22 protein-coding genes are annotated in these 17,783 nt (G+C 66.8%); 11 read left to right on the top strand and 11 right to left on the bottom strand.

From position 1 onward, the window contains the following. Window positions 1–281: 281 nt before the first annotated feature. From ACT6UX_RS27380 to aceB, 4 genes are read right to left on the bottom strand one after another with little or no spacing between them, the layout of a single operon-like run. Window positions 282–701, bottom strand: a complete 420-nt coding sequence (locus tag ACT6UX_RS27380; RefSeq protein WP_444778323.1) for a GNAT family N-acetyltransferase — start codon at window positions 699–701, stop codon at window positions 282–284. 1 nt (window position 702) lies between these two features. Then, window positions 703–1,671 carry a 2-dehydropantoate 2-reductase gene (locus tag ACT6UX_RS27375; protein ID WP_444778322.1) on the bottom strand — a complete coding sequence of 323 codons (969 nt, stop codon included), beginning with the start codon at window positions 1,669–1,671 and terminating at the stop codon, window positions 703–705. A gap of 10 nt (window positions 1,672–1,681) precedes the next feature. Next, a complete protein-coding gene (locus ACT6UX_RS27370) occupies window positions 1,682–3,214 on the bottom strand; it encodes an acyl--CoA ligase (RefSeq protein ID WP_444778321.1) in 1,533 nt (510 codons plus the stop codon). Between the two features lie 10 nt (window positions 3,215–3,224). Next, the gene (gene aceB / locus ACT6UX_RS27365; protein ID WP_444778320.1) at window positions 3,225–4,844 is read right to left on the bottom strand and encodes a malate synthase A; all 1,620 of its coding nucleotides are present in this window, start codon (window positions 4,842–4,844) and stop codon (window positions 3,225–3,227) included. 156 nt (window positions 4,845–5,000) lie between these two features. On the opposite strand from aceB, the gene ACT6UX_RS27360 reads away from it, so the two are divergent. The 7 genes from ACT6UX_RS27360 to ACT6UX_RS27330 are packed head-to-tail and all read left to right on the top strand — an operon-like array spanning window position 5,001 to window position 10,672. Beyond that, window positions 5,001–6,362, top strand: a complete 1,362-nt coding sequence (locus tag ACT6UX_RS27360; protein WP_444778319.1) for a nucleobase:cation symporter-2 family protein — start codon at window positions 5,001–5,003, stop codon at window positions 6,360–6,362. Between the two features lie 20 nt (window positions 6,363–6,382). Continuing rightward, window positions 6,383–7,567, top strand: a complete 1,185-nt coding sequence (locus tag ACT6UX_RS27355) for a urate hydroxylase PuuD (protein ID WP_444778318.1) — start codon at window positions 6,383–6,385, stop codon at window positions 7,565–7,567. Between the two features lie 3 nt (window positions 7,568–7,570). Continuing rightward, entirely contained in the window at window positions 7,571–8,032 is a 462-nt protein-coding gene (locus tag ACT6UX_RS27350; protein ID WP_444778317.1) for a hypothetical protein, read from the top strand. Then, window positions 8,029–8,412, top strand: a complete 384-nt coding sequence (locus ACT6UX_RS27345; protein WP_444778316.1) for a hypothetical protein — start codon at window positions 8,029–8,031, stop codon at window positions 8,410–8,412. The genes ACT6UX_RS27350 and ACT6UX_RS27345 overlap by 4 nt, the downstream gene beginning before the upstream one ends. A gap of 9 nt (window positions 8,413–8,421) precedes the next feature. Then, window positions 8,422–9,189: a crotonase/enoyl-CoA hydratase family protein gene (locus ACT6UX_RS27340; RefSeq protein ID WP_444778315.1), complete on the top strand. Its 768-nt coding sequence runs from the start codon at window positions 8,422–8,424 to the stop codon at window positions 9,187–9,189. A 30-nt stretch (window positions 9,190–9,219) separates the two neighbouring features. Beyond that, complete coding sequence (locus ACT6UX_RS27335) at window positions 9,220–10,242, top strand: NADPH:quinone oxidoreductase family protein (RefSeq protein ID WP_444778314.1); 1,023 nt, start codon at window positions 9,220–9,222, stop codon at window positions 10,240–10,242. 49 nt (window positions 10,243–10,291) lie between these two features. Then, complete coding sequence (locus tag ACT6UX_RS27330) at window positions 10,292–10,672, top strand: hypothetical protein (RefSeq protein WP_444778313.1); 381 nt, start codon at window positions 10,292–10,294, stop codon at window positions 10,670–10,672. Between the two features lie 19 nt (window positions 10,673–10,691). On the opposite strand, the gene ACT6UX_RS27325 is transcribed toward ACT6UX_RS27330, so the two are convergent. Genes ACT6UX_RS27325 through ACT6UX_RS27315 form a run of 3 tightly spaced genes read right to left on the bottom strand, consistent with a single transcriptional unit; the run spans window position 10,692 to window position 12,161 of the window. Further along, window positions 10,692–11,501, bottom strand: a complete 810-nt coding sequence (locus tag ACT6UX_RS27325; protein ID WP_444778312.1) for a phytanoyl-CoA dioxygenase family protein — start codon at window positions 11,499–11,501, stop codon at window positions 10,692–10,694. Between the two features lie 6 nt (window positions 11,502–11,507). Next, window positions 11,508–11,966: a MaoC family dehydratase gene (locus ACT6UX_RS27320; protein WP_444778311.1), complete on the bottom strand. Its 459-nt coding sequence runs from the start codon at window positions 11,964–11,966 to the stop codon at window positions 11,508–11,510. Between the two features lie 12 nt (window positions 11,967–11,978). Continuing rightward, on the bottom strand, window positions 11,979–12,161 hold the full coding sequence (locus ACT6UX_RS27315) for a zinc-finger domain-containing protein (protein WP_298310300.1): 183 nt from the start codon (window positions 12,159–12,161) through the stop codon (window positions 11,979–11,981). Window positions 12,162–12,201: 40 nt separating this feature from the next. On the opposite strand from ACT6UX_RS27315, the gene ACT6UX_RS27310 reads away from it, so the two are divergent. Beyond that, window positions 12,202–13,206, top strand: a complete 1,005-nt coding sequence (locus ACT6UX_RS27310) for a lysophospholipase (protein WP_444778310.1) — start codon at window positions 12,202–12,204, stop codon at window positions 13,204–13,206. On the opposite strand, the gene ACT6UX_RS27305 is transcribed toward ACT6UX_RS27310, so the two are convergent. Further along, a complete protein-coding gene (locus tag ACT6UX_RS27305) occupies window positions 13,187–13,504 on the bottom strand; it encodes a hypothetical protein (protein WP_444778309.1) in 318 nt (105 codons plus the stop codon). The genes ACT6UX_RS27310 and ACT6UX_RS27305 overlap by 20 nt on opposite strands. 97 nt (window positions 13,505–13,601) lie before the next feature. Between ACT6UX_RS27305 and ACT6UX_RS27300 the strand changes: the two genes are divergently transcribed. Next, window positions 13,602–13,889: a hypothetical protein gene (locus tag ACT6UX_RS27300; protein WP_444778308.1), complete on the top strand. Its 288-nt coding sequence runs from the start codon at window positions 13,602–13,604 to the stop codon at window positions 13,887–13,889. Window positions 13,890–13,893: 4 nt separating this feature from the next. Here ACT6UX_RS27300 and ACT6UX_RS27295 read toward each other — a convergent pair whose 3' ends face one another. Genes ACT6UX_RS27295 through ACT6UX_RS27285 form a run of 3 tightly spaced genes read right to left on the bottom strand, consistent with a single transcriptional unit; the run spans window position 13,894 to window position 15,306 of the window. Then, window positions 13,894–14,421: a hypothetical protein gene (locus ACT6UX_RS27295; protein WP_444778307.1), complete on the bottom strand. Its 528-nt coding sequence runs from the start codon at window positions 14,419–14,421 to the stop codon at window positions 13,894–13,896. An 8-nt stretch (window positions 14,422–14,429) separates the two neighbouring features. After that, window positions 14,430–14,894, bottom strand: a complete 465-nt coding sequence (locus tag ACT6UX_RS27290; protein WP_444778306.1) for a hypothetical protein — start codon at window positions 14,892–14,894, stop codon at window positions 14,430–14,432. 31 nt (window positions 14,895–14,925) lie between these two features. Then, complete coding sequence (locus ACT6UX_RS27285; protein WP_444778305.1) at window positions 14,926–15,306, bottom strand: Rid family hydrolase; 381 nt, start codon at window positions 15,304–15,306, stop codon at window positions 14,926–14,928. A 71-nt stretch (window positions 15,307–15,377) separates the two neighbouring features. Here ACT6UX_RS27285 and ACT6UX_RS27280 point away from each other — a divergent pair, with 71 nt between their 5' ends. Next, window positions 15,378–16,121, top strand: a complete 744-nt coding sequence (locus ACT6UX_RS27280; RefSeq protein ID WP_444778304.1) for an SDR family oxidoreductase — start codon at window positions 15,378–15,380, stop codon at window positions 16,119–16,121. A gap of 51 nt (window positions 16,122–16,172) precedes the next feature. Beyond that, entirely contained in the window at window positions 16,173–17,684 is a 1,512-nt protein-coding gene (locus tag ACT6UX_RS27275; RefSeq protein WP_444778303.1) for a class I adenylate-forming enzyme family protein, read from the top strand. Window positions 17,685–17,783 lie beyond the last annotated feature (99 nt).

The following is a 17,783-nucleotide window of genomic DNA, read 5'->3' as shown; positions in this document are numbered from 1 at the left end:
GGCTGGGCCAGTCCGGACTCTAGTCATCCTGAGCGCAGCGAAGGATCTATCGTGCGCGGAGCTACTCTGGTCGATCCGCTAGGTCCTTCGCTGCGCTCAGGACGAAAAGGAACTAACAGGCTGTCGGAATAGGCCTTTCGGAAGGGCCGGCGAGCAATATTGTTGCGCGAACAGTCACCCCGGCACGGAATTCAGGGGGGGGTGCGACATTCGATTCGTTTGTTTCGGTTATTTCGTTTGTTTCGTTTATTCGCCGAGAATCGGACGTTGCCAGCAGCCTGCTAGAGGCTCTTCTTCAGGAAGAACTTCTTATGGCCCGGCGGGTAGTCGTCGAGGGTGGCGAAGACTTCGTAGCCGCGCTTCTCGTAGAAGGGGCGGGCCTGCCAGGTGTGGGTGTCGAGATGCGCCGAGTGGCAGCCGCGCTGGCGGGCATAGTCCTCGGCGGCGTCCATCAGGCGCGTGGCATGGCCCTGCCCGCGCAGCGCCTCGTCGACCCAGAGGATCGAGACGAACAGCCAGTCCGACCAGAGGTAGCCGAGCAGGCCACCCAGGGTTTCGCCCTTCTCGCCCTTCAGGAAAATCTTGCAGGGATAGTAGTCGGACCGGCCCGTGCGGCTGGCATTGAACATCGACAGACGCTCGCCCACGTAACCCGCCGCGCGCGCATTGTCGGGATCGAAGACGAGCTCGATCTTTTCCATATCAGCGCATCGCGGCGCGCTGGCGGACCAGCGCCAGCACGCTGCGGCCGATCGGCATGTCGACGCCGACCCATTCCGCCATCTCGACGACGGCGCCCAGCAGCGCCTCGATCTCGAGCGGCCGGCCGCGCTCCAGATCCTGCAGCATCGAGGTCTTGTGCGCGCCGACTTCGGCACCGCCGGCGATGCGCTTGTCGACGTTGATGGCGAACTTCGCGCCGAGCTTCTCGGCGACGGCCTGGCCCTCGACCATGAGGGCGCGGCAGACGGCATGGGTGCCGGGGTCGCCGATCACCTTGTCGAGTGTCGCGCCGGTCAGCGCGCTGATGGGATTGAAGGCCATGTTGCCCCAGAGCTTGACCCACAGCTCGTCGCGGATGCGCGGCCGTACCGGCGCCTTGAGCCCGGCCTTGATCAGGAGCTCCGACAGCTTCGCCGCACGTTCGCTGCGGCTGCCGTCCGGCTCGCCCAGGGTGAAGCGGTCGCCATAGGTGTGGTGGATCACGCCGGGCTCGACCACATCGGCGGCCGGATAGACGATGCTGCCCAGAACCTGCGACGGCGGCAGCGCGGCCGTCAGCGCCCCGCCGGGATCAACCGACTCGATGCGCTTGCCTTCGAATTCGCCGCCGAGCTTGTAGGTGTACCACCAGGGCACGCCGTTGATCGCCGCGACGATCGTGGTGTGCGGCCCGATCAACGGTTCGAGCTGCGCCATTGCCGGCAGCAGGGAATGGGCCTTCAAGGTCAGGACGAGATAGTCCTGCGGGCCGATCTCCTTCGGATCGGTGACGACGCGGGGTTCCGTCACCGTCTCCTTGCCCTCGCTCAGCAGGACGAGGCCCCTTGTGCGCAGCGCCTCGCCGTGAGGGCCGCGCGCCACCACGGTGACGGGCGTGCCGGCCATTTCGAGCTTGGCCGCCATCAGGCCGCCGATCGCACCGGCGCCGAAAACGCAGATCGAGGTCACGGCGCGATCCTCAGGCCTTCGCTTCGCCCAGGCCGAGCTTGGCGGCGAGGCCGATGCGCTGCAGCTTGCCGGTGGCGCCCTTGGGGATCTCGCTCACGAACACGACCTTGCGCGGCACCTTGAAGTCGGCGGCGTGCTTGGCCACGAAATCGCGCAACTCGCGCTCCGTCGCCTCCAGCCCCGCCCGCAGCACCACGACCGCGCCGACATCCTCACCCAGCATGGGATGGGGAATCGCGAAGGTCACGACCTGCTCGACCGCCGGATGGTCCATCAGGATCGTGTCGACCTCGATCGGGCTGATCTTCTCGCCGCCGCGGTTGATGATCTCCTTGAGGCGGCCCGTCAGGAACAGGTAGCCGTCCTCGTCGAAGCGGCCCTGGTCGCCGGTGCGGAACCAGCCGTCGGCGAAGGCCTTCAGGTTGGCATCGGGATTGTTGTCGTAGCCCGCCGTGACGTTCGGCCCCTGGATCACGACTTCGCCGATCGTGCCCTGCGGCAGGAAGTGGCCGGCCTCGTCCATGATGGCGATCTTCGGACCGGCCGGCAGGCCGACGGCACCCGGCTTGCGCTTGCCGGGCGGCAGCGCGTTGGACGCCATCTGGTGGCTGGCCTCGGTCATCCCGTAAGCCTCGATCACCGGACAGTCGAACGCCGCTTCGAGCTCGAGCATGACCTGCGGCGGCAGCGACGCCGACGAGGAGCGGATGAACCGCAGCTTGGCAGCCTTCGCGGCGTCGGCATGGCTGCGCAGGCGCGTGAGGATCGCCTGATGCATGGTTGGCACCGCCGTGTACCAGGTGGGCTTCACCTCCTCGAGCTGGGCGAAGAAGCGCAGCGCGTTGAAGCCCGGGGTGCACGACACCGATGCGCCGGCGCCCAGCGACGAGAGCGTCGCGGCGATCAGCCCGTGGATGTGGAACAGCGGCATGATGTTCATGCAACGGTCGTTCGGCGTCAGCGCCAGCGACGCCGCGATATGGCGCGCCGAGGCCGCGAGGTTGGCCGTCGACAGCGGCACGATCTTGGGCCGCGCCGTCGTGCCCGACGTGTGCAGCACCAGCGCGATCTCGCCGTCGACCGACGTGCCGGGCGTGGCGGCTTGCGCGGGCTTCAGCGCCGAGACGTCGAGCGTGAAGCTGCCGGCGGGACCGTCGGCGTTCGGAATCAACTCGATGATCGGCACGCCGACCTTCGCGGCCATCGCCCGCACCGGGCTGTCCATGCCCTGCTGCACGATCACGGCCTTGGGCTTCAGGTCGTCGAGATAGAACTCGAACTCGTCGGCGCGATAGGAGGGGTTGAGCGGCGCCGAGCTGGTGCCCGACGCGACGGCGATGAACGAGGACGCCATCTCCGGTCCGTTGGGCGCGACCATGGCGACCCTGTCGCCGCGGCCGATGCCGACGGCATTGAGGGCCGCCAGCGTCTCGTCGGTCAGCTTCTTCAGGTCGCCATAGGTGAGCCACGGCCGGCCCGGCGCGCCGATCGCCGGCGCATCGGGCTTGCCCGCCGAGGTGACGTCATAAACGGTCTTGATCATCGTCTTTCCTTCAGGCCGCCGCCTTCTCGTCGGCCATGATGCGATCGTAGGCCGGCAGGGTCAGGAACTCGTAGAACTGCGGCTGCTCGACCAGGTCGATCATGAGCTGGGCGGCGTCCTCGTAGCGGCCCTTGGCATAGGCTTCCTCGCCGATCTGCGCCTTCACCTTGTCGTTCTCCTCGCGCACGATCTCGCGGACGAGTTCCTTGGTGATGGCGCGGCCGTCGTCGAGCCTCTGGTTGTGGCGCACCCACTGCCAGACCTGCGCGCGGCTGATCTCGGCGGTGGCGGCATCTTCCATCAGGTTGAACAGCGGCACGCAGCCGATGCCGCGCAGCCACGCCTCGACATAGCCGATGCCGACGGCCACGTTCTGGCGCAGCCCCGCCTCGGTCTTGGGACCCGTGGGGATCTGGATCAGGTCGGCGGCCGTGACGTTCACGTCCTGGCGCTTGCGCGCGATCTGGTTGGCTTCCTTCATCACCGCGTCGAACTCGCCCTTGGCGATCGGCACCAAGCCGGGATGGGCGACCCAGGTACCGTCATGGCCGTCGCCGGCCTCGCGCTTCTTGTCGGCGTGGACGCGGCCCATCGCCTCCTCGTTCGCCTTCGGATCGTTCTTGATCGGAATCTGCGCCGCCATGCCACCCATCGCGTGCACTTCGCGGCGGTGGCAGGTCTTGATCACGAGTTGGCTGTAGGAGCGCAGGAAGTGCGAGGTCATGCCGACCGTGCCGCGATCGGGCAGCACCGCCCACTCCTGCTCGCGGAACTTCTTGATGAACGAGAAGATGTAGTCCCAACGGCCGCAATTGAGGCCGGCCGAGTGATCCTTCAGCTCCCACAGGATCTCGTCCATCTCGAAGGTGGCGACGATCGTCTCGATCAGCACCGTGGCCTTGATCGACTTCTGCGGCACGCCGAGCGCGTCCTGTGCCGCAACGAACACGTCGTTCCACAGCCGCGCCTCGAGATGGCTTTCGAGCTTCGGCAGGTAGAAATAGGGGCCGGTGCCGCGCGATAGCGCTTCCTTGGCATTGTGGAAGAAGTAGAAGCCGAAATCGAACAGCGAGCCCGACATCGGCTTGCCGTCGACCGTCATGTGCTTCTCGAGCAGGTGCCAGCCGCGCGGACGCACGAACAGCACCGCGGTCTGGTCGTTCAGCTTGTAGGACTTGCCGCTGTTGGGATCGACATAGTCGATCTGGCGGCGCACCGCGTCGGCCAGATTGTACTGGCCCTCGACCATGTTGGCCCAGGTAGGGGTCGAGGCGTCCTCGAAGTCGGCCATGAAGACGTTGGCGCCGCAGTTCAGCGCGTTGATGATCATCTTGCGGTCGACCGGTCCGGTGATCTCGACCCGGCGGTCGAGGATGTCCTTGGGCAGCGGCGCGACCGTCCAGTCGCTCTCGCGGATCTTGGCGGTCTCGGGCAGGAAGTCCGGCTTCTCGCCGGCATCGAGACGCTTCTGGCGCTCGACGCGGAGCGCCAGAAGCTCTTCGCGGCGGGCATTGAACTTACGCTGGAGGTCGGCGACGAAGGCGACTGCCTCTTTGGTGAGCACCTTTTCGAAGCCGGGCTTGAGGGCACCGTCGATCGTCACGCCCGCCGGAAGGTCCAAAGCCGCCATTCTCGTTCCCCTCGAAATTCTTTCGGATACAGTCGAAAGGGCGATTTACCGCCGTCCACTTCCTTAGGCGAGTCTGAATTGGCGTTTTGCCGCGTGGCACGCCGGTTGCGGTCCGGAGGGCGAGGAGCGGCGACATCGCTCGGGGGGAGAAGATCGATGCCTGACCACACCGTCCACCCGGTGGATGAAAAGCCGCCCCTGGCCCAGCTGCTTCCCCTCGGCCTGCAACACGTCCTCGTGATGTATGCCGGCGCCGTCGCGGTTCCCCTGATCCTGGGCGGGGCGATGAAGCTTCCCAAGGAGCAGGTGGCGGTTTTGATCAATGCCGACCTGTTCGCCTGCGGCATCGCCACCTTGATCCAGAGCATCGGCATCCGCGGCTTCGGCATCCGGATGCCGGTGATGATGGGGGTCACCTTCGCCGCGGTCGCTCCGATGCTGGCGATGGCCGCCGATCCGCGCCTCGGCCTGCTCGGCATTTATGGCGCGGTGATCGGCGCCGGCCTGTTCGGCATTGTGGTGGCGCCGTTCATCAGCCGGCTCCTGCCGCTGTTTCCACCGGTGGTCACCGGGACCATCATAACCGTCGTCGGCATTTCCCTGTTGGGAGTCGGCATCAATTGGGCGGCGGGCGGCGCCGGCAATCCGCGCTTCGGCAACCCCCTCTATCTCGCCGTGTCGTTCCTGGTGCTTCTGATCATTCTCGGCGCCACGAAGTACTGCACGGGCTTCTTCGCCAACATTGCCGTCCTTCTGGGACTGATCGCCGGATTCGGCGTGGCGCTCACGCTGGGCGAGGTGAGTTTCGCCGGCGTCGCCCAGGCCGGCTGGGTCGAGCTTGTCCATCCGTTCCAGTTCGGCTGGCCGACATTCGACCTGCTGGCCATCCTCACGATGAGCCTGGTCCTGATCGTGGTGATGATCGAATCGACGGGTGTATTTCTCGCCCTGGGCGAGGTGACCGACCGGACGATCGGCCGGGAGGAAATGACACGGGGCCTGCGCGCCGACGGTCTCGGCACCCTGATCGGCGGTGTGTTCAACACGTTCCCCTACACCTCATTCTCGCAGAATGTCGGGCTGGTCGGCATCACCGGCGTGCGCTCGCGCTGGGTTACGGCGACCGGCGGCGTCATCATGCTGGTGCTCGGCCTGTTCCCCAAGATCGCCACGATCGTCGCCTCGATCCCGCAGTTCGTGCTGGGCGGCGCCGGCATCGTCATGTTCGGCATGATCTGCGCCACCGGCATCCGCGTCCTGTCGCGCGTCGACTTCCGCGGCAATCCCGGCAACACCTACGTCGTTGCGGTCAGCATCGGCCTCGGCATGATCCCGCAGGTTTCGGAGAGATTTTTCGTGCACATGCCGAAAGCCCTCAGTCCCCTCTTGCATAGCGGGATTTTATTGGCTTCGATCGCCGCCATAGCGCTCAACGCCTACTTCAACGGCATGCGCAGTGGCGCGGCGGCAGTGGCCGACGCCACGGCAGCCGGCCGGGAAGCCGAGACCGCGCACTAGGTCTGCGCACCAGAGGATCAATGGACCCGTACGTCGTCGAGTGGCTCAATCTGATCCTGCGCTGGGCTCACATGATCGTGGGTATCGCCTGGATCGGCGCCTCCTTCTATTTCATCTGGCTGGACAACCACCTGCACAAGCCGCTCGACCCGGCCGACGAGGCCAAGGGGATCGGCGGCGAGGTCTGGGCGGTCCATGGCGGCGGCTTCTACACCGCCAAGAAATTCAAGGTCGCCCCGGAGCGGCTGCCCCCGGAACTGCACTGGTTCAAGTGGGAAGCCTACACGACCCTGGTCACCGGCTTCTTCCTGCTCTGCCTCGTCTATTACTACGGGGCCGAGGTCGCGCTGATCGACCCCTCGGTCATGCCGCTCACGCAGGTACAGGCCATCGCCATCGGGCTCGGCTTCCTCGTCCTGGGCTGGCTGGTCTACGATTTCCTCTGCCGCTCCGTGCTGGGCCAGGACGATGTCGTGCTGGGCGGCCTCATCTTCGTCTACTGCATCGCCGCCGCCTGGGCGCTCTGCCACATCTTTTCCGGCCGCGGCGCTTACATCCATTTCGGCGCGATGCTCGGCACCATCATGGTGTTGAACGTCTACTTCGTGATCATCCCCGGCCAGCGCGAGCTGGTGAAGGCCAAGGAAGAAGGCCGCGTCCCCGATCCGATCCACGGGCTGCGCGGCCGCCAGCGCTCAGTCCACAACACCTATTTCACACTGCCCGTGCTGTTCACGATGATCAGCAACCATTACGCGGGCCTCTACGGCCACGAATGGAACTGGGTGCTGCTGCTCACGATCTCGATGGCCGGCGCCCTGATCCGCGTCTGGTTCGTCCAGCGCCACAAGGGCAATGCCAACCCGCTGGTATTGGCCGCCGGCTTCGTGTTCATCGCCCTCACCGCCCTGCTCGCCCTGCCGAGGCCCAGTGCCGACGGTGGCGGACCGGTGGCCTTCGCCGAGGTCCAGCCCATCATCCAGGCGCGCTGCACGCCCTGCCACGCGGCGAAACCCACGCAGGAGGGCTTCCTGGCGCCGCCCAAGGGGCTATTGCTCGAGACCCCCGCACAAATTCACGCGATGGCCGCGGCCATCAACCAGCAGGCGGCCGCCTCGCGCGTCATGCCGCCCGGCAACATGACCAACATCACCGATGCCGAGCGCCGCATGATTGCGCGCTGGTTCAAAGGCGGCGCACAATAGGGCATGAACCTCCGCTCCCGCGGCGTGCCGTGGCGCCGTCTCCTGACGGCGGCGCTGGCGGCGGTCGCGATCTTCCTCTTCTGGACCCAGACTTCGGAGCGCGGCCAGCGCGAGGCCGCGCGTGGTCCCACGATCTCCGCCGAGGCGCGCGAGGCGGGCCAGAGCTGGGGCACGAGCGTGGGCTTCGCCGACCAGCGCCGCCTCGACGACCACTACCAGAAGCATGGCAACGAGTTCGGTCGCATCACCAAGCAGGACTATTTGCGCCAGGCGCAACTGCTGCGCGACGCGAAGGTCGGCGGACCAGTCCTCGAGACCGTGCGGCGCGATGGTGTCGTGACGCGTTTCGACCGTGACACCGGCGCCTTCATCGCCTTCAATGCCAACGGCGTCATACGCACCTTCTTCAAACCCAACGATGGCGAGCGCTACTACCGCCGGCAATCCGAAAGAGGGAACGATTGAACCCGCCGTCACCACCGCCCGGCCCGCCCAACGTGGCCGATCTGCAGGAACTGATCGACCAGTGGGCGACTTTCACCCGCGGACTCGAGCGGGAAGACTACACGTTCGATCTCGACAACTGGCTGAATGACGTCGACGTGCGAGAACTCATCCTCGAGGCCTTGCCGATGTTCAGCCGCGAGGAGATGGGCGACCACGCGCTGAAGCTCGACGAGGCCGATCGCGCGTTCATGGCGGCAACGCGCGACTTCAAGCGTTGCGTCTGGGGCGGCGGCATCGCCCGCAAGGAACATTGGACCCCCCAGAAGAACTGGTGGTACTTCCGCACACCGGCCCGCTCCAACGCCCAGCTTGAAGACGAGCTCGCCACGGTTCGCTAAGACGATGGCATGAGCACGCCGAAAATTCTGGTCGAGGCCCAGGGGCCGGTGACCACCATCACCATCAACCGGCCACAGGCCCGGAACGCTCTCGACAACGAGGCGGCACATGGGCTTGCCGACGCGCTACATGCCTTCGAGGCCGATGCTGGCGCGCGCGTCGCCGTGCTGACCGGTGCGGGCAGCACCTTCTGCGCCGGCGCCGACCTCAAGGAGCTGGGCTCGGGCACCGATTACTTTCCCTGGGCCGGCAGCGACGAGGGACCCCTGCGGGCGCCGCTGTCCAAGCCGGTGATCGGCGCCATCGAGGGTCATGCCTGTGCCGGCGGGCTGGGGGTCGCGCTGTTCTGCGACATCCGCATCGTCGACGAGACGGCGACCTTCGGCGTGTTCTCGCGCCGCTGGGGCGTGCCGATGAGCGACGGCACGACCGTGCGCCTGCCGCGCATCGTGGGGCAGGGCCGCGCCATGGACATGCTGCTCACGGGGCGCGCCGTCGGCGCCGACGAGGCGATCGCGATCGGTCTCGCCACACGCAAGGTGGCACGCGGCACGACACGCGCCGAAGCCGAGGCGCTGGCCCGCCAGATCGCGGGCTTTCCGCCCATCGCCATGACGTCGGACCGGCAGTCCGCCTACGAGAGTTTCGACCGCGACGAGGCCTCGGCGATCCGTCGCGAGATGGAACTGTCGCTCGACGCCCGGCGGCAGGAATCGCAGGGCGGCGCGGCGCGCTTCGCGCAGGGCGAAGGCCGCCACGGCGCCTTCAAGAAATAGAGTTCAAGAAGTAATCCAAGAGGTAGGGATATGCGGGCGCTTGTTTGTCATGCCTATGGTCCGGTCGACAGTCTGAAGGTCGAGGACATTCCACAGCCCGTGCCGAAGGCCGGCGAGGTGCTGGTCAAGGTCCGGGCCGCCGGCGTGAGCTTCGCCGCAATGCTGGGCGTGCAGGGCAAGCATCAGAACAAGCCCCCTCTTCCTTACGTACCCGGCAACGAGCTGGCCGGCCACGTCGTGGCGCTGGGCGACGGCGTGAGCAACGTGGCGATCGGTGACCGCATCGCCACGGGCGTCAGCCAGGGCGCTTTCGCCGAGTACGCGACGGCTGCAGCCGCCAACCTCGTGCCGATCCCCGAGATCATGCCCTATGCCGAGGCGACGAATTTCCCGACCCTCTATCCCACCGCCTACGGCGCCCTGAAATGGAAGGCCAACCTGCAGCCCGGCGAAGTGCTGCTGGTTCACGGCGCGGGCGGCGGCTCGGGCCTCACAGCGATCGAGGTCGGCAAGGCCATGGGCGCGATCGTGATCGCCAGCGCCGGCGGCGCCGACAAGCTGAAGGCGGCCCAGGAGGCGGGCGCCGATCACCTGATCGACTATCGCGCCGAGGACCTGCGCACCAAGGTGCTCGAAGTGACCGGCGGACGCGGCGCCGACGTGATCTACGATCCGGTCGGCGGATCGGCCTTCGATGCCTCGCTGCGATGCGTCGCACCCGAGGGTCGCATCATTCCGATGGGCTTTGCCAGCGGCACGGTTCCGCAGATCCCCGCCAACATCCTGCTCGTCAAGAACGTCACGGTGATCGGCTTCTACTACGGCTACTGGAACGGCTGGGGCGGCAAGGGCGTGCCGTCGCCGAAGGAAGCGGAGGCACTCGCCAAGCGCCGCGCCCTGGTGGCCGCCGCCCAGCAGGACCTCACGCGCTGGTTCACCGAAGGCAAGCTCAAGGCGACGGTGGCGGCAACCTACGATCTCGCAGATTGGGTGAAGGCATTTCGCCTGATCGAGGAGCGTACCGTGGTGGGCAAGGCCGTCCTCGTTCCGTAGCGCAGCGACTCTTGTCGGCTCCGCCGTCGTTCCGGCATAGTGGGCCGGCATGCCGGTCCAGTGGACGATCTCCAAGCCGCACCGACTCGTGATCGCCGTCGCGCGGGACGAGTTGCGGCTTGCAGACGTCGAACAGTATCTCGACGGCGTCGCCATCGCCGACGTGCTTCCCTACCGCAAGATTTTCGACATGACGCACGCCGCGGTGATGCTGACCGACGCCGACATGATGGTGCTCGGGGCCCGCATCCGCGCCTATCTCGAGGTGAGCAAGCTCGGCCCCCTCGCCATCGTGGCGGTCACCCAACGCGCCTACGAGCAGGCGAGCCTGTTCCAGGTCCTGGCCGAGGGCGACCGTCCGGTGAAGATCTTCCGCGAACTGCACCAGGCCCGCGAGTGGCTGGACGGCTTCGACACGGACTCCCGGTAGCGCAGCGGCCCGCTCTCGATCAGGCCGGCCAGACCTTTGGGAAGGTCTCGCATTCGAGCCGGTCGCCCGGCTTCAGACCATGGCCCTCGATGGGCGGAGAAATCTGGCCCACCCGGGCGCCATAGCGCGCATCGTCGCCGCACCAGCGCGTCGCCCAGGCGCGACGGCGGCGGGCGCTCGAACGGTTGCCCGAGGCGCCGTGCAGGGTGAGCGCGTGGAAGGCAATGACGTCGCCCGGCTCCATGTCCCAGGCGAGGAACTCGTGCTCGCCGCGCTCGGCATCGAGATCGGGCAGCGGCTCGAAGCGGCTGTCCTGGACCTGCAGGTCGACGCCGCCCTGCTTGAAGAACTTGGGCTGAAACCAGCGGCCCCAACGGTGCGAGCCCTTCACGTATTCGACGCAGGTCTCACGGTCGACGGGGTCGAGCGGCGTCCACAGTGAAATCACCTGCTCGCCGTCAATCGGATAGTAGGGCTGGTCGTGATGCCAGGGCGTGCGCTCCTGCGTGCCCGGCTCCTTCACCAGGAGATGGTCGTGATAATAGACGACCTCCTGCGAGCCCATGAGCTTCGCCACGATCTCGCGCGCGGGCGATTCGTAGACGAAGGCGCGGGCCGCGGGATGACGCTGCCAGAGCTGGAAGTCGACGAAGAAGAGACCGGGCGCGCCCTGCGGCGTGTTGATCCGCACCATCGGACCCGGACTCGCCATGTCGTCGTCTACCGCCGCGCGCATCCGCTCGATCCATTCCAGCGGAATGGCGTTGCGCAGGCAGACCGCGCCGTCTTCTCGAAAGCGGGCGATCTCGGCGTCGGTCGGCATTGCCATCGGACGTCAGCTTCCCTGCATCATGCGCAGCGGCGTGTAGACCAGGACCGTCTCGCCCTTCTGGTTCTTGACCAGGTTGGTGGTCCGCACCAACGCCCGCATCGGGTCCTTGGAGGTCGGCTTGATCTCGGTGACCTCGATCTCGACGTGAAGCGTATCGTTGACGTAGGTCGGGCCCTTGATATCGAAGCCCATCGACAGGAAGGCGAGGCCGGTTCCCTGCAGGGTCGTGGGGATCACCAGGCCCTCGGCCATCGAATAGACCAGGGCACCGGGGACGGGATGGCCGCCGCGCATGGGCGCATGCTCGCGAATGTATTCCCGGTTGGTGAACAGCTCCTCGGAAAAGCCGCAAAGGGTCACGAAATTCAGGAGATCGGCCTCGAAGATCGTTCGGCCATAGGTGATGAACGTATCGCCGACCTTCAGGTCGCGCCAGTTCCAGCCTTCCCCGAGCTGTTTCATGGGGCCGTTCCCTCAGTGAGCGTGGGCGAGAGTTGCGCCTTCGCGCAACTTGTAGAGCCTGCTGCAATAGGGACACTCGACGTGTCCTTCCGGGCCCAGGTTGAGGTACACTTTGGGATGGCCCAACGCGCCGCCACCGCCATCGCAGGCGACGCGGTCAGTATCGACAGTGATGATTTCAAACGGCTCCGTCACGATCCCACTCCTGTTACGCCGGCGAATGATAGCGGCCTCCGTGGCCGCGGTCATGCTCTCAGCCTGTGCCCCGACGGTCGTTCCGGCGGGCGGCCCGGTGCAGACGCCACGGCTGGCCGCCGACCGTTATGTCGCGGCCGACGGGACTTCGCTACCGCTGTCGGTCTGGCCTGCGGCAAACGGCGCCCCCAAGGCGGTCGTCCTGGCCCTGCACGGGTTCGGCGACTACCGCATGGCCTGGGAGGAGCCGGCCGGGACATGGTCCGGCGCCGGGATCACCACCTATGCCTACGACCAGCGCGGTTTCGGCGGCAGCCCGACCCGCGGCCGCTGGCCCGGCACCGAAACGCTGGTCGACGATGCCCGGACGGTCGCGGCGCTGGTGCGGGCCCAGCATCCCGGGGTGCCGTTCTATCTGGCCGGCGAAAGCATGGGCGGGGCGGTGGTGCTGGTGGCCGCCGATCGCGGAACCGAGTCGGATGGGCTGATCCTGTCGGCCGCGGCCGTTCGCTCGCGCGACACGTTCGGCCCGGTGGCCAGCGGCGGCCTGTGGTTCTTCGCCCACACCATCCCGTGGATGCCCGCCGGCCCGACCTCGATCGACTACAAGCCGACCGACAATCCCAAGACCATCGACAAGCTTCGCAACGACCCGATGATGCTGCGACAGCCGCGCCTCGACATGGCCTACGGGCTGGTCGACCTGATGGATGACGCGCGCGTGTCCGCGGCCCGCGTGAAGGAGCCCTATCTCATGATGTATGGGCTGGGCGACCGCATCGTGCCGCAGCAGCCGGTCAAGGCCGCCATCGAGATCATGCCGCCGCGGCCTGACTCGAAGCTGGCCTTCTACAAAGAAGGCTACCACCTGCTGATGCGCGACAAGGCAGGACCGGCCGTCACGGGCGACGTCGTTGCCTGGATTGCGGATCACGAGGCCCAGCTTCCGTCGGGCGCGGACGCCTCGAAGTCACTGCCCGAAATGGCCAGCCTCTGGGGATCGAAGCGCAGCGGTCAGGCGAGCGCTAGGCCCCGCAGCGAATGACGACCGAGGCAGCGCCGCGAATCTCCGACATGTCGCCGCGCGTCGGCATGTTTTCCATCTTCAACGTCTTGTAATCGCCGCCCGTCGCGCCGCACATCGCAACCGCCCGCGTCTGGCAGCCGCCGGGTTCCTTGCAGCTGATCGCGATGGCAGGCTTGCCGTCGGTCCAGGTCACCTGGGTCGCATTCGTTTCCGTCCGGGGATCCTCGCCGGGCGTGCTTTTCGCCATGCCGCAGGCCGCGACCAGACCCGCGATGCCCATCACGAACACCCACTGCATCGTCGATCGCGTCGTCATTGGCTCTCCCCCTTGGCCTCCCTGAAGAAGGCAATCGACAGTACCTCGCGCCGCAGGACAGGTGCAAGGTCGCGCGATTCGTGACCTACTGCGGAACATGAAGACCGGGTTCGGGATCGTCATCTCATGCGCCGTCGCATCGCTGGTGCTGCCCGCCGCTTGGGCACACGCGCAGCAGAGCAACGAGCAACTGGCGGCGCGCTGCGCCCAGCTCGGAGCGCTCTACGATCGTTACAATACGCAACGTGGCGAGGGCTCGAGCGGCCCCAACATGGCGCGTCTCGGGGCCGGCATCGACTGCCAGAAGGGCCGATACGAGCAGGGCATCAAGGCGCTGGAGGAACTCCTCCGGCGCAACCGCATTCCCTACCCGCCGGCCGGCTGAAGGATCACTTGCCCTTCAGCTTGAATTCGCGCCACAGCACGATGCCGCTGGCATTGTCGAGCGCCATGCCGTCGAGCTGCTTCTTCAGCTCGTAGGCGGTCGGGCGCCAGATGAGCGTGCTCTCCCCGCTCGCGCCCTCGAAGCGGCCCGTGCCGCCCGTCAGCTTGAACGTGCCGCGACAGCCGACCAGTTCGTAGCCGGCGCACTCCCACTCGCCCCAGGCGGTGGCGCCGTCGTAGGCCGTGAAGGTGCAGGCGCCCGCCGCGCTGGTCTTGCGGCTGGCCTGGTCGATCTTCGACGACAGGGCGCAGCCGACGCGGCCCGCCTGCTGCGGCCCCTCGTCGGTCTCGATGAACATGGGGCCGGCCAGATTGCCTGCCACGACGAGCTGCTCGTCTCCGGCCCGCACGACCGAGCCGTTGGCGAGCACCACCGCGAAAGCATTGAAGGTCTGTGTCTCGTCCTGCGCCATGGCCGGAGCGGCGGCCAGGAGAACCAGGGCGCCCGCCAGGGCGCGGCTGAAGATCGTCATGGGCCGCCTCACTTGAAATCGATGATGACGGCGTCGGCGCCGAGCGACACGGCCAGGCCCTGGCGGCGCGTCTTCAGGTCGATCATCACGCCGTTGGTGTTTTCCAGCCACATCTCGCCCTTGCCCTTGTCACCATAGGCCGCGCCGTAGCGCGCCTGGCCATAGGCGCCGGGGAACTGGCGCAACTCCTTCAGGTTATAGACGTCGCCGTAGGCTTCCATCTTGGAGACGCCGAACCCGCCCACCCCCAGGCCGCCGACAGAGAAGCGGTAGCTGCGGCCTTCATAGTGCAAGGTGCCGCTGCCGACGTTCCCGCTGCCGAAGAACGCCACCTGAACCTGCTCGATGTTGACCGTTCCTGACTTGACCCGCTGCTGGGCGATCGCCGGTGCCGCCAGCACCGTTCCCACCGCCCCGACGGACCCGATCAGTGCCTGCCGGCGCCCCAGCAGCCCTGCTTTCTTGACGCTCATCCAACTCTCCCCGATCAACCGTCGCCCCTCGTCACTCACCGACGACGGCCGTTGCCTCAATCTCGACCAGCAGCCCCGGCACGGCAAGCGCACTCACCGCCACCAGCGTCGATGTGACCACCGCACCCTTCAGCGACTTGCCCAGGGCCGTCGTCACGGCCGCCATGTCGCGGATGTCGGTCACGTAGATCGTGGTTCGCACCAGATCGCCGAGCTTCGCCCCGGCGGATTTCAGCCCCGCCTCGATCTTGCGCATGGTGATCGTGGTCTGCTGGGCGGCATCCTTGCCCTGGACCTGCCCCTTGGGATTGAGCGAAGTCGTGCCCGATACGAAGACGAACGGACCGCTCTTGATGGTGCGGACGTAGAAGCCCGCCACCTCGGTGCCGTCGGGAAAGACTTTCTTCGCCATGCCTTGCTCCAGCTTCGATGCGCTATGGTGGCACTTTAGGCGGCCGCTCGCGCCGGGCAAAGGAGGAAGCCGTGTCACTGGATCGCTATCGTACCGCCATCGTCACGGGCGCGAGCCGCGGTATCGGCGCGGCGGTCGTCCGCGAGCTCACGATCGGCGGACTCGACGTCTACGCCGTCGCCCGCTCCACCGAGGACCTGACGGAACTCGCCCAGGAAACCGGCTGCCGACCGATCGCGCTCGACATCTCCCATCGCGATGCGGTGCTGAGTGCCCTGGGCTCGCTCGATGCCGATATCCTGGTGAACAACGCCTCGGCCCCGGTGCGCGGCGGCGTTTCATGGGAGACCGCGCCCGACGACATCGCCACGCTGATGGACGTGAACCTGCGCGGCACGCTCAACTGCCTGGCCGCCGTCGTGCCCGGCATGCGGGCGCGCGGGCTCGGCCACATCGTCAATCTCGGTTCGACCTCGGGCACCTGGGCGCTGCCCGGCATGCCGGTCTATGCCATGACCAAGGCCGCCATCCACAATCTCAGCCAGACGCTGCGCCTCGACCTGCACGGGTCGGGCGTGCGGGTCACCGAGATCTCGCCGGGCAGGGTCGAGACCGGTGCCCATCTCGGCCTGATGGAGGATCGCGAGGAAGGACGGCGGCGTTTCTACGAGGGATTCGAAACCCTGCAGCCGACCGACATCGCCGAGGCGGTGATGTTCGTGCTGGGCGCGCCGCAGCGCATGGATGTGAGCTTCATGGAGATCGTGCCGACCGACCAGTCGTATGGCGGTTCGCAATTCCACCGCCGGCGCTGAAGTCCGGCACGTCGCTTGCAGAGCGATCGTCCGTCGATCAATCAGGAAATCATGGACCTCAAGAATCTCGCCGCCATCCTCGACCCGCAGGCGCCGGCCGACCGGCCCTTCATCATCCAAGTCTCGCACGAGGGCGACGAACAGCTGCGCCTGAGCTACGGCGAAGCGCGGCTCCGCATCGCCGCCCTGGCGCGCGGCCTGCTGAAGCGCGGGCTCGGGCGCGGCGAGGCCGTGGCCATCGTCGCGGCCAACAGCGCCGACTATCTCGTGCTCTACATGGCTACCATGGCGGCCGGACTCGTGTCGGTCTGCGTCAATCACAAGCTGCCGCGCGAAACCGTCGCGCACATCATGAAGGACTCGGCCATCAAGCTCGCGGTCGCCGACGCCGAGCGCGCGCCGCTGGTCGGTTCGCTGGTGCCGACCGTCGCCATCGAGGAACTCGACAGACTGCTGGACGCAGGGTCGTTCGAGCCGGTCGACATGGCGCCCGAGGAAGTCGCCATGATCCTCTACACGTCGGGCTCGACGGGCCTGCCCAAGGGCGTGCCGCTCACGCATGGCGGCTACCTCTGGGCGACCGGCGCCACGCCCGAGCAGCGCCCCGCCATCGAAGATCAGAAGATCATCATCGCCGCGCCGCTGTTCCACATGAACGGCCTGTTCAGCGCCAAGCTGGCGATGATCAACGGCGGCACGATCGTGCTGATGACCAACTTCACCGCCCGCGGCTTCATCCGCGCGATCGATCGCCAGCGCGTCGCCATGATCACCTCGGTGCCGACCATGCTCGCGCTGGTGATGCGCGAGACGGAGGAACTGGCCAGGGCGGACCTGGGCTGCGTCACGACGGCGGTCACCGGCTCCGCGCCCTCGACGGCGGAGTTCTTCGAGCAGATGCACCGGCTGTTTCCCAATGCCGAGACGGCCAACAGCTGGGGCACCACGGAGTCGGGCCCGCTGGGCTTCGGCCCACATCCCGACGGCGTGCCGAAGCCGATGGGTGCGCTGGGCTATCCGCGCGCCAACATCGAGGTGAAGTTCATCGGCGGTGCCGAGATTGGCCCGACGCAGGGCGTGCTGCACATCCGGACGCCGGCGCTGATGAGCGGCTATCTCAACCGCGAGGCCGATACAAGCAAGCGCCTGATCGACGGCTGGTACGACACCGGCGACGTGATGCGGCGCGACGAGAACGGCTTCGTGTTCTTCGTCGGCCGCGCCGACGACATGTTCCAATGCGGCGGCGAAAACGTCTATCCGGGCGAAGTCGAGAAGCTGCTCGGCCGGCATCCCGACGTGGCGCAGGCCTGCGTCGTGCCGGTGCCGGACGAGATCAAGTACCAGCTCCCGGTCGCCTTCGTCGTCCGCAAACCCGGCACGTCACCGACGGAGGAAGCCTTGCGCCGCTTCGCCCTCGACAACGGCCCGGCCTACGCCCACCCGCGCGCCGTCTGGTTCGTCGACGAGCTGCCGCTCGCCGGCACGAACAAGATCGATCGCAAGACCCTGGTCGACCGCGCCGTCGCGGCCTATGCGAGAAACGATGCGAAGCGGGTCTGACCTGCAGCTATAAAACCCGTCGTGGCGACCCGAAAAAAGGAACGCGAGCATACAAAGATTATTTTAATGAAAAAACCGCGAAACCGAAATAAAAAAAAA

It is taken from the genome of Reyranella sp. (assembly GCF_052439685.1).
In the GTDB taxonomy this organism is placed as follows: Bacteria; Pseudomonadota; Alphaproteobacteria; order Reyranellales; family Reyranellaceae; genus Reyranella.
This window is presented reverse-complemented; position numbering and strand designations above follow the sequence as displayed.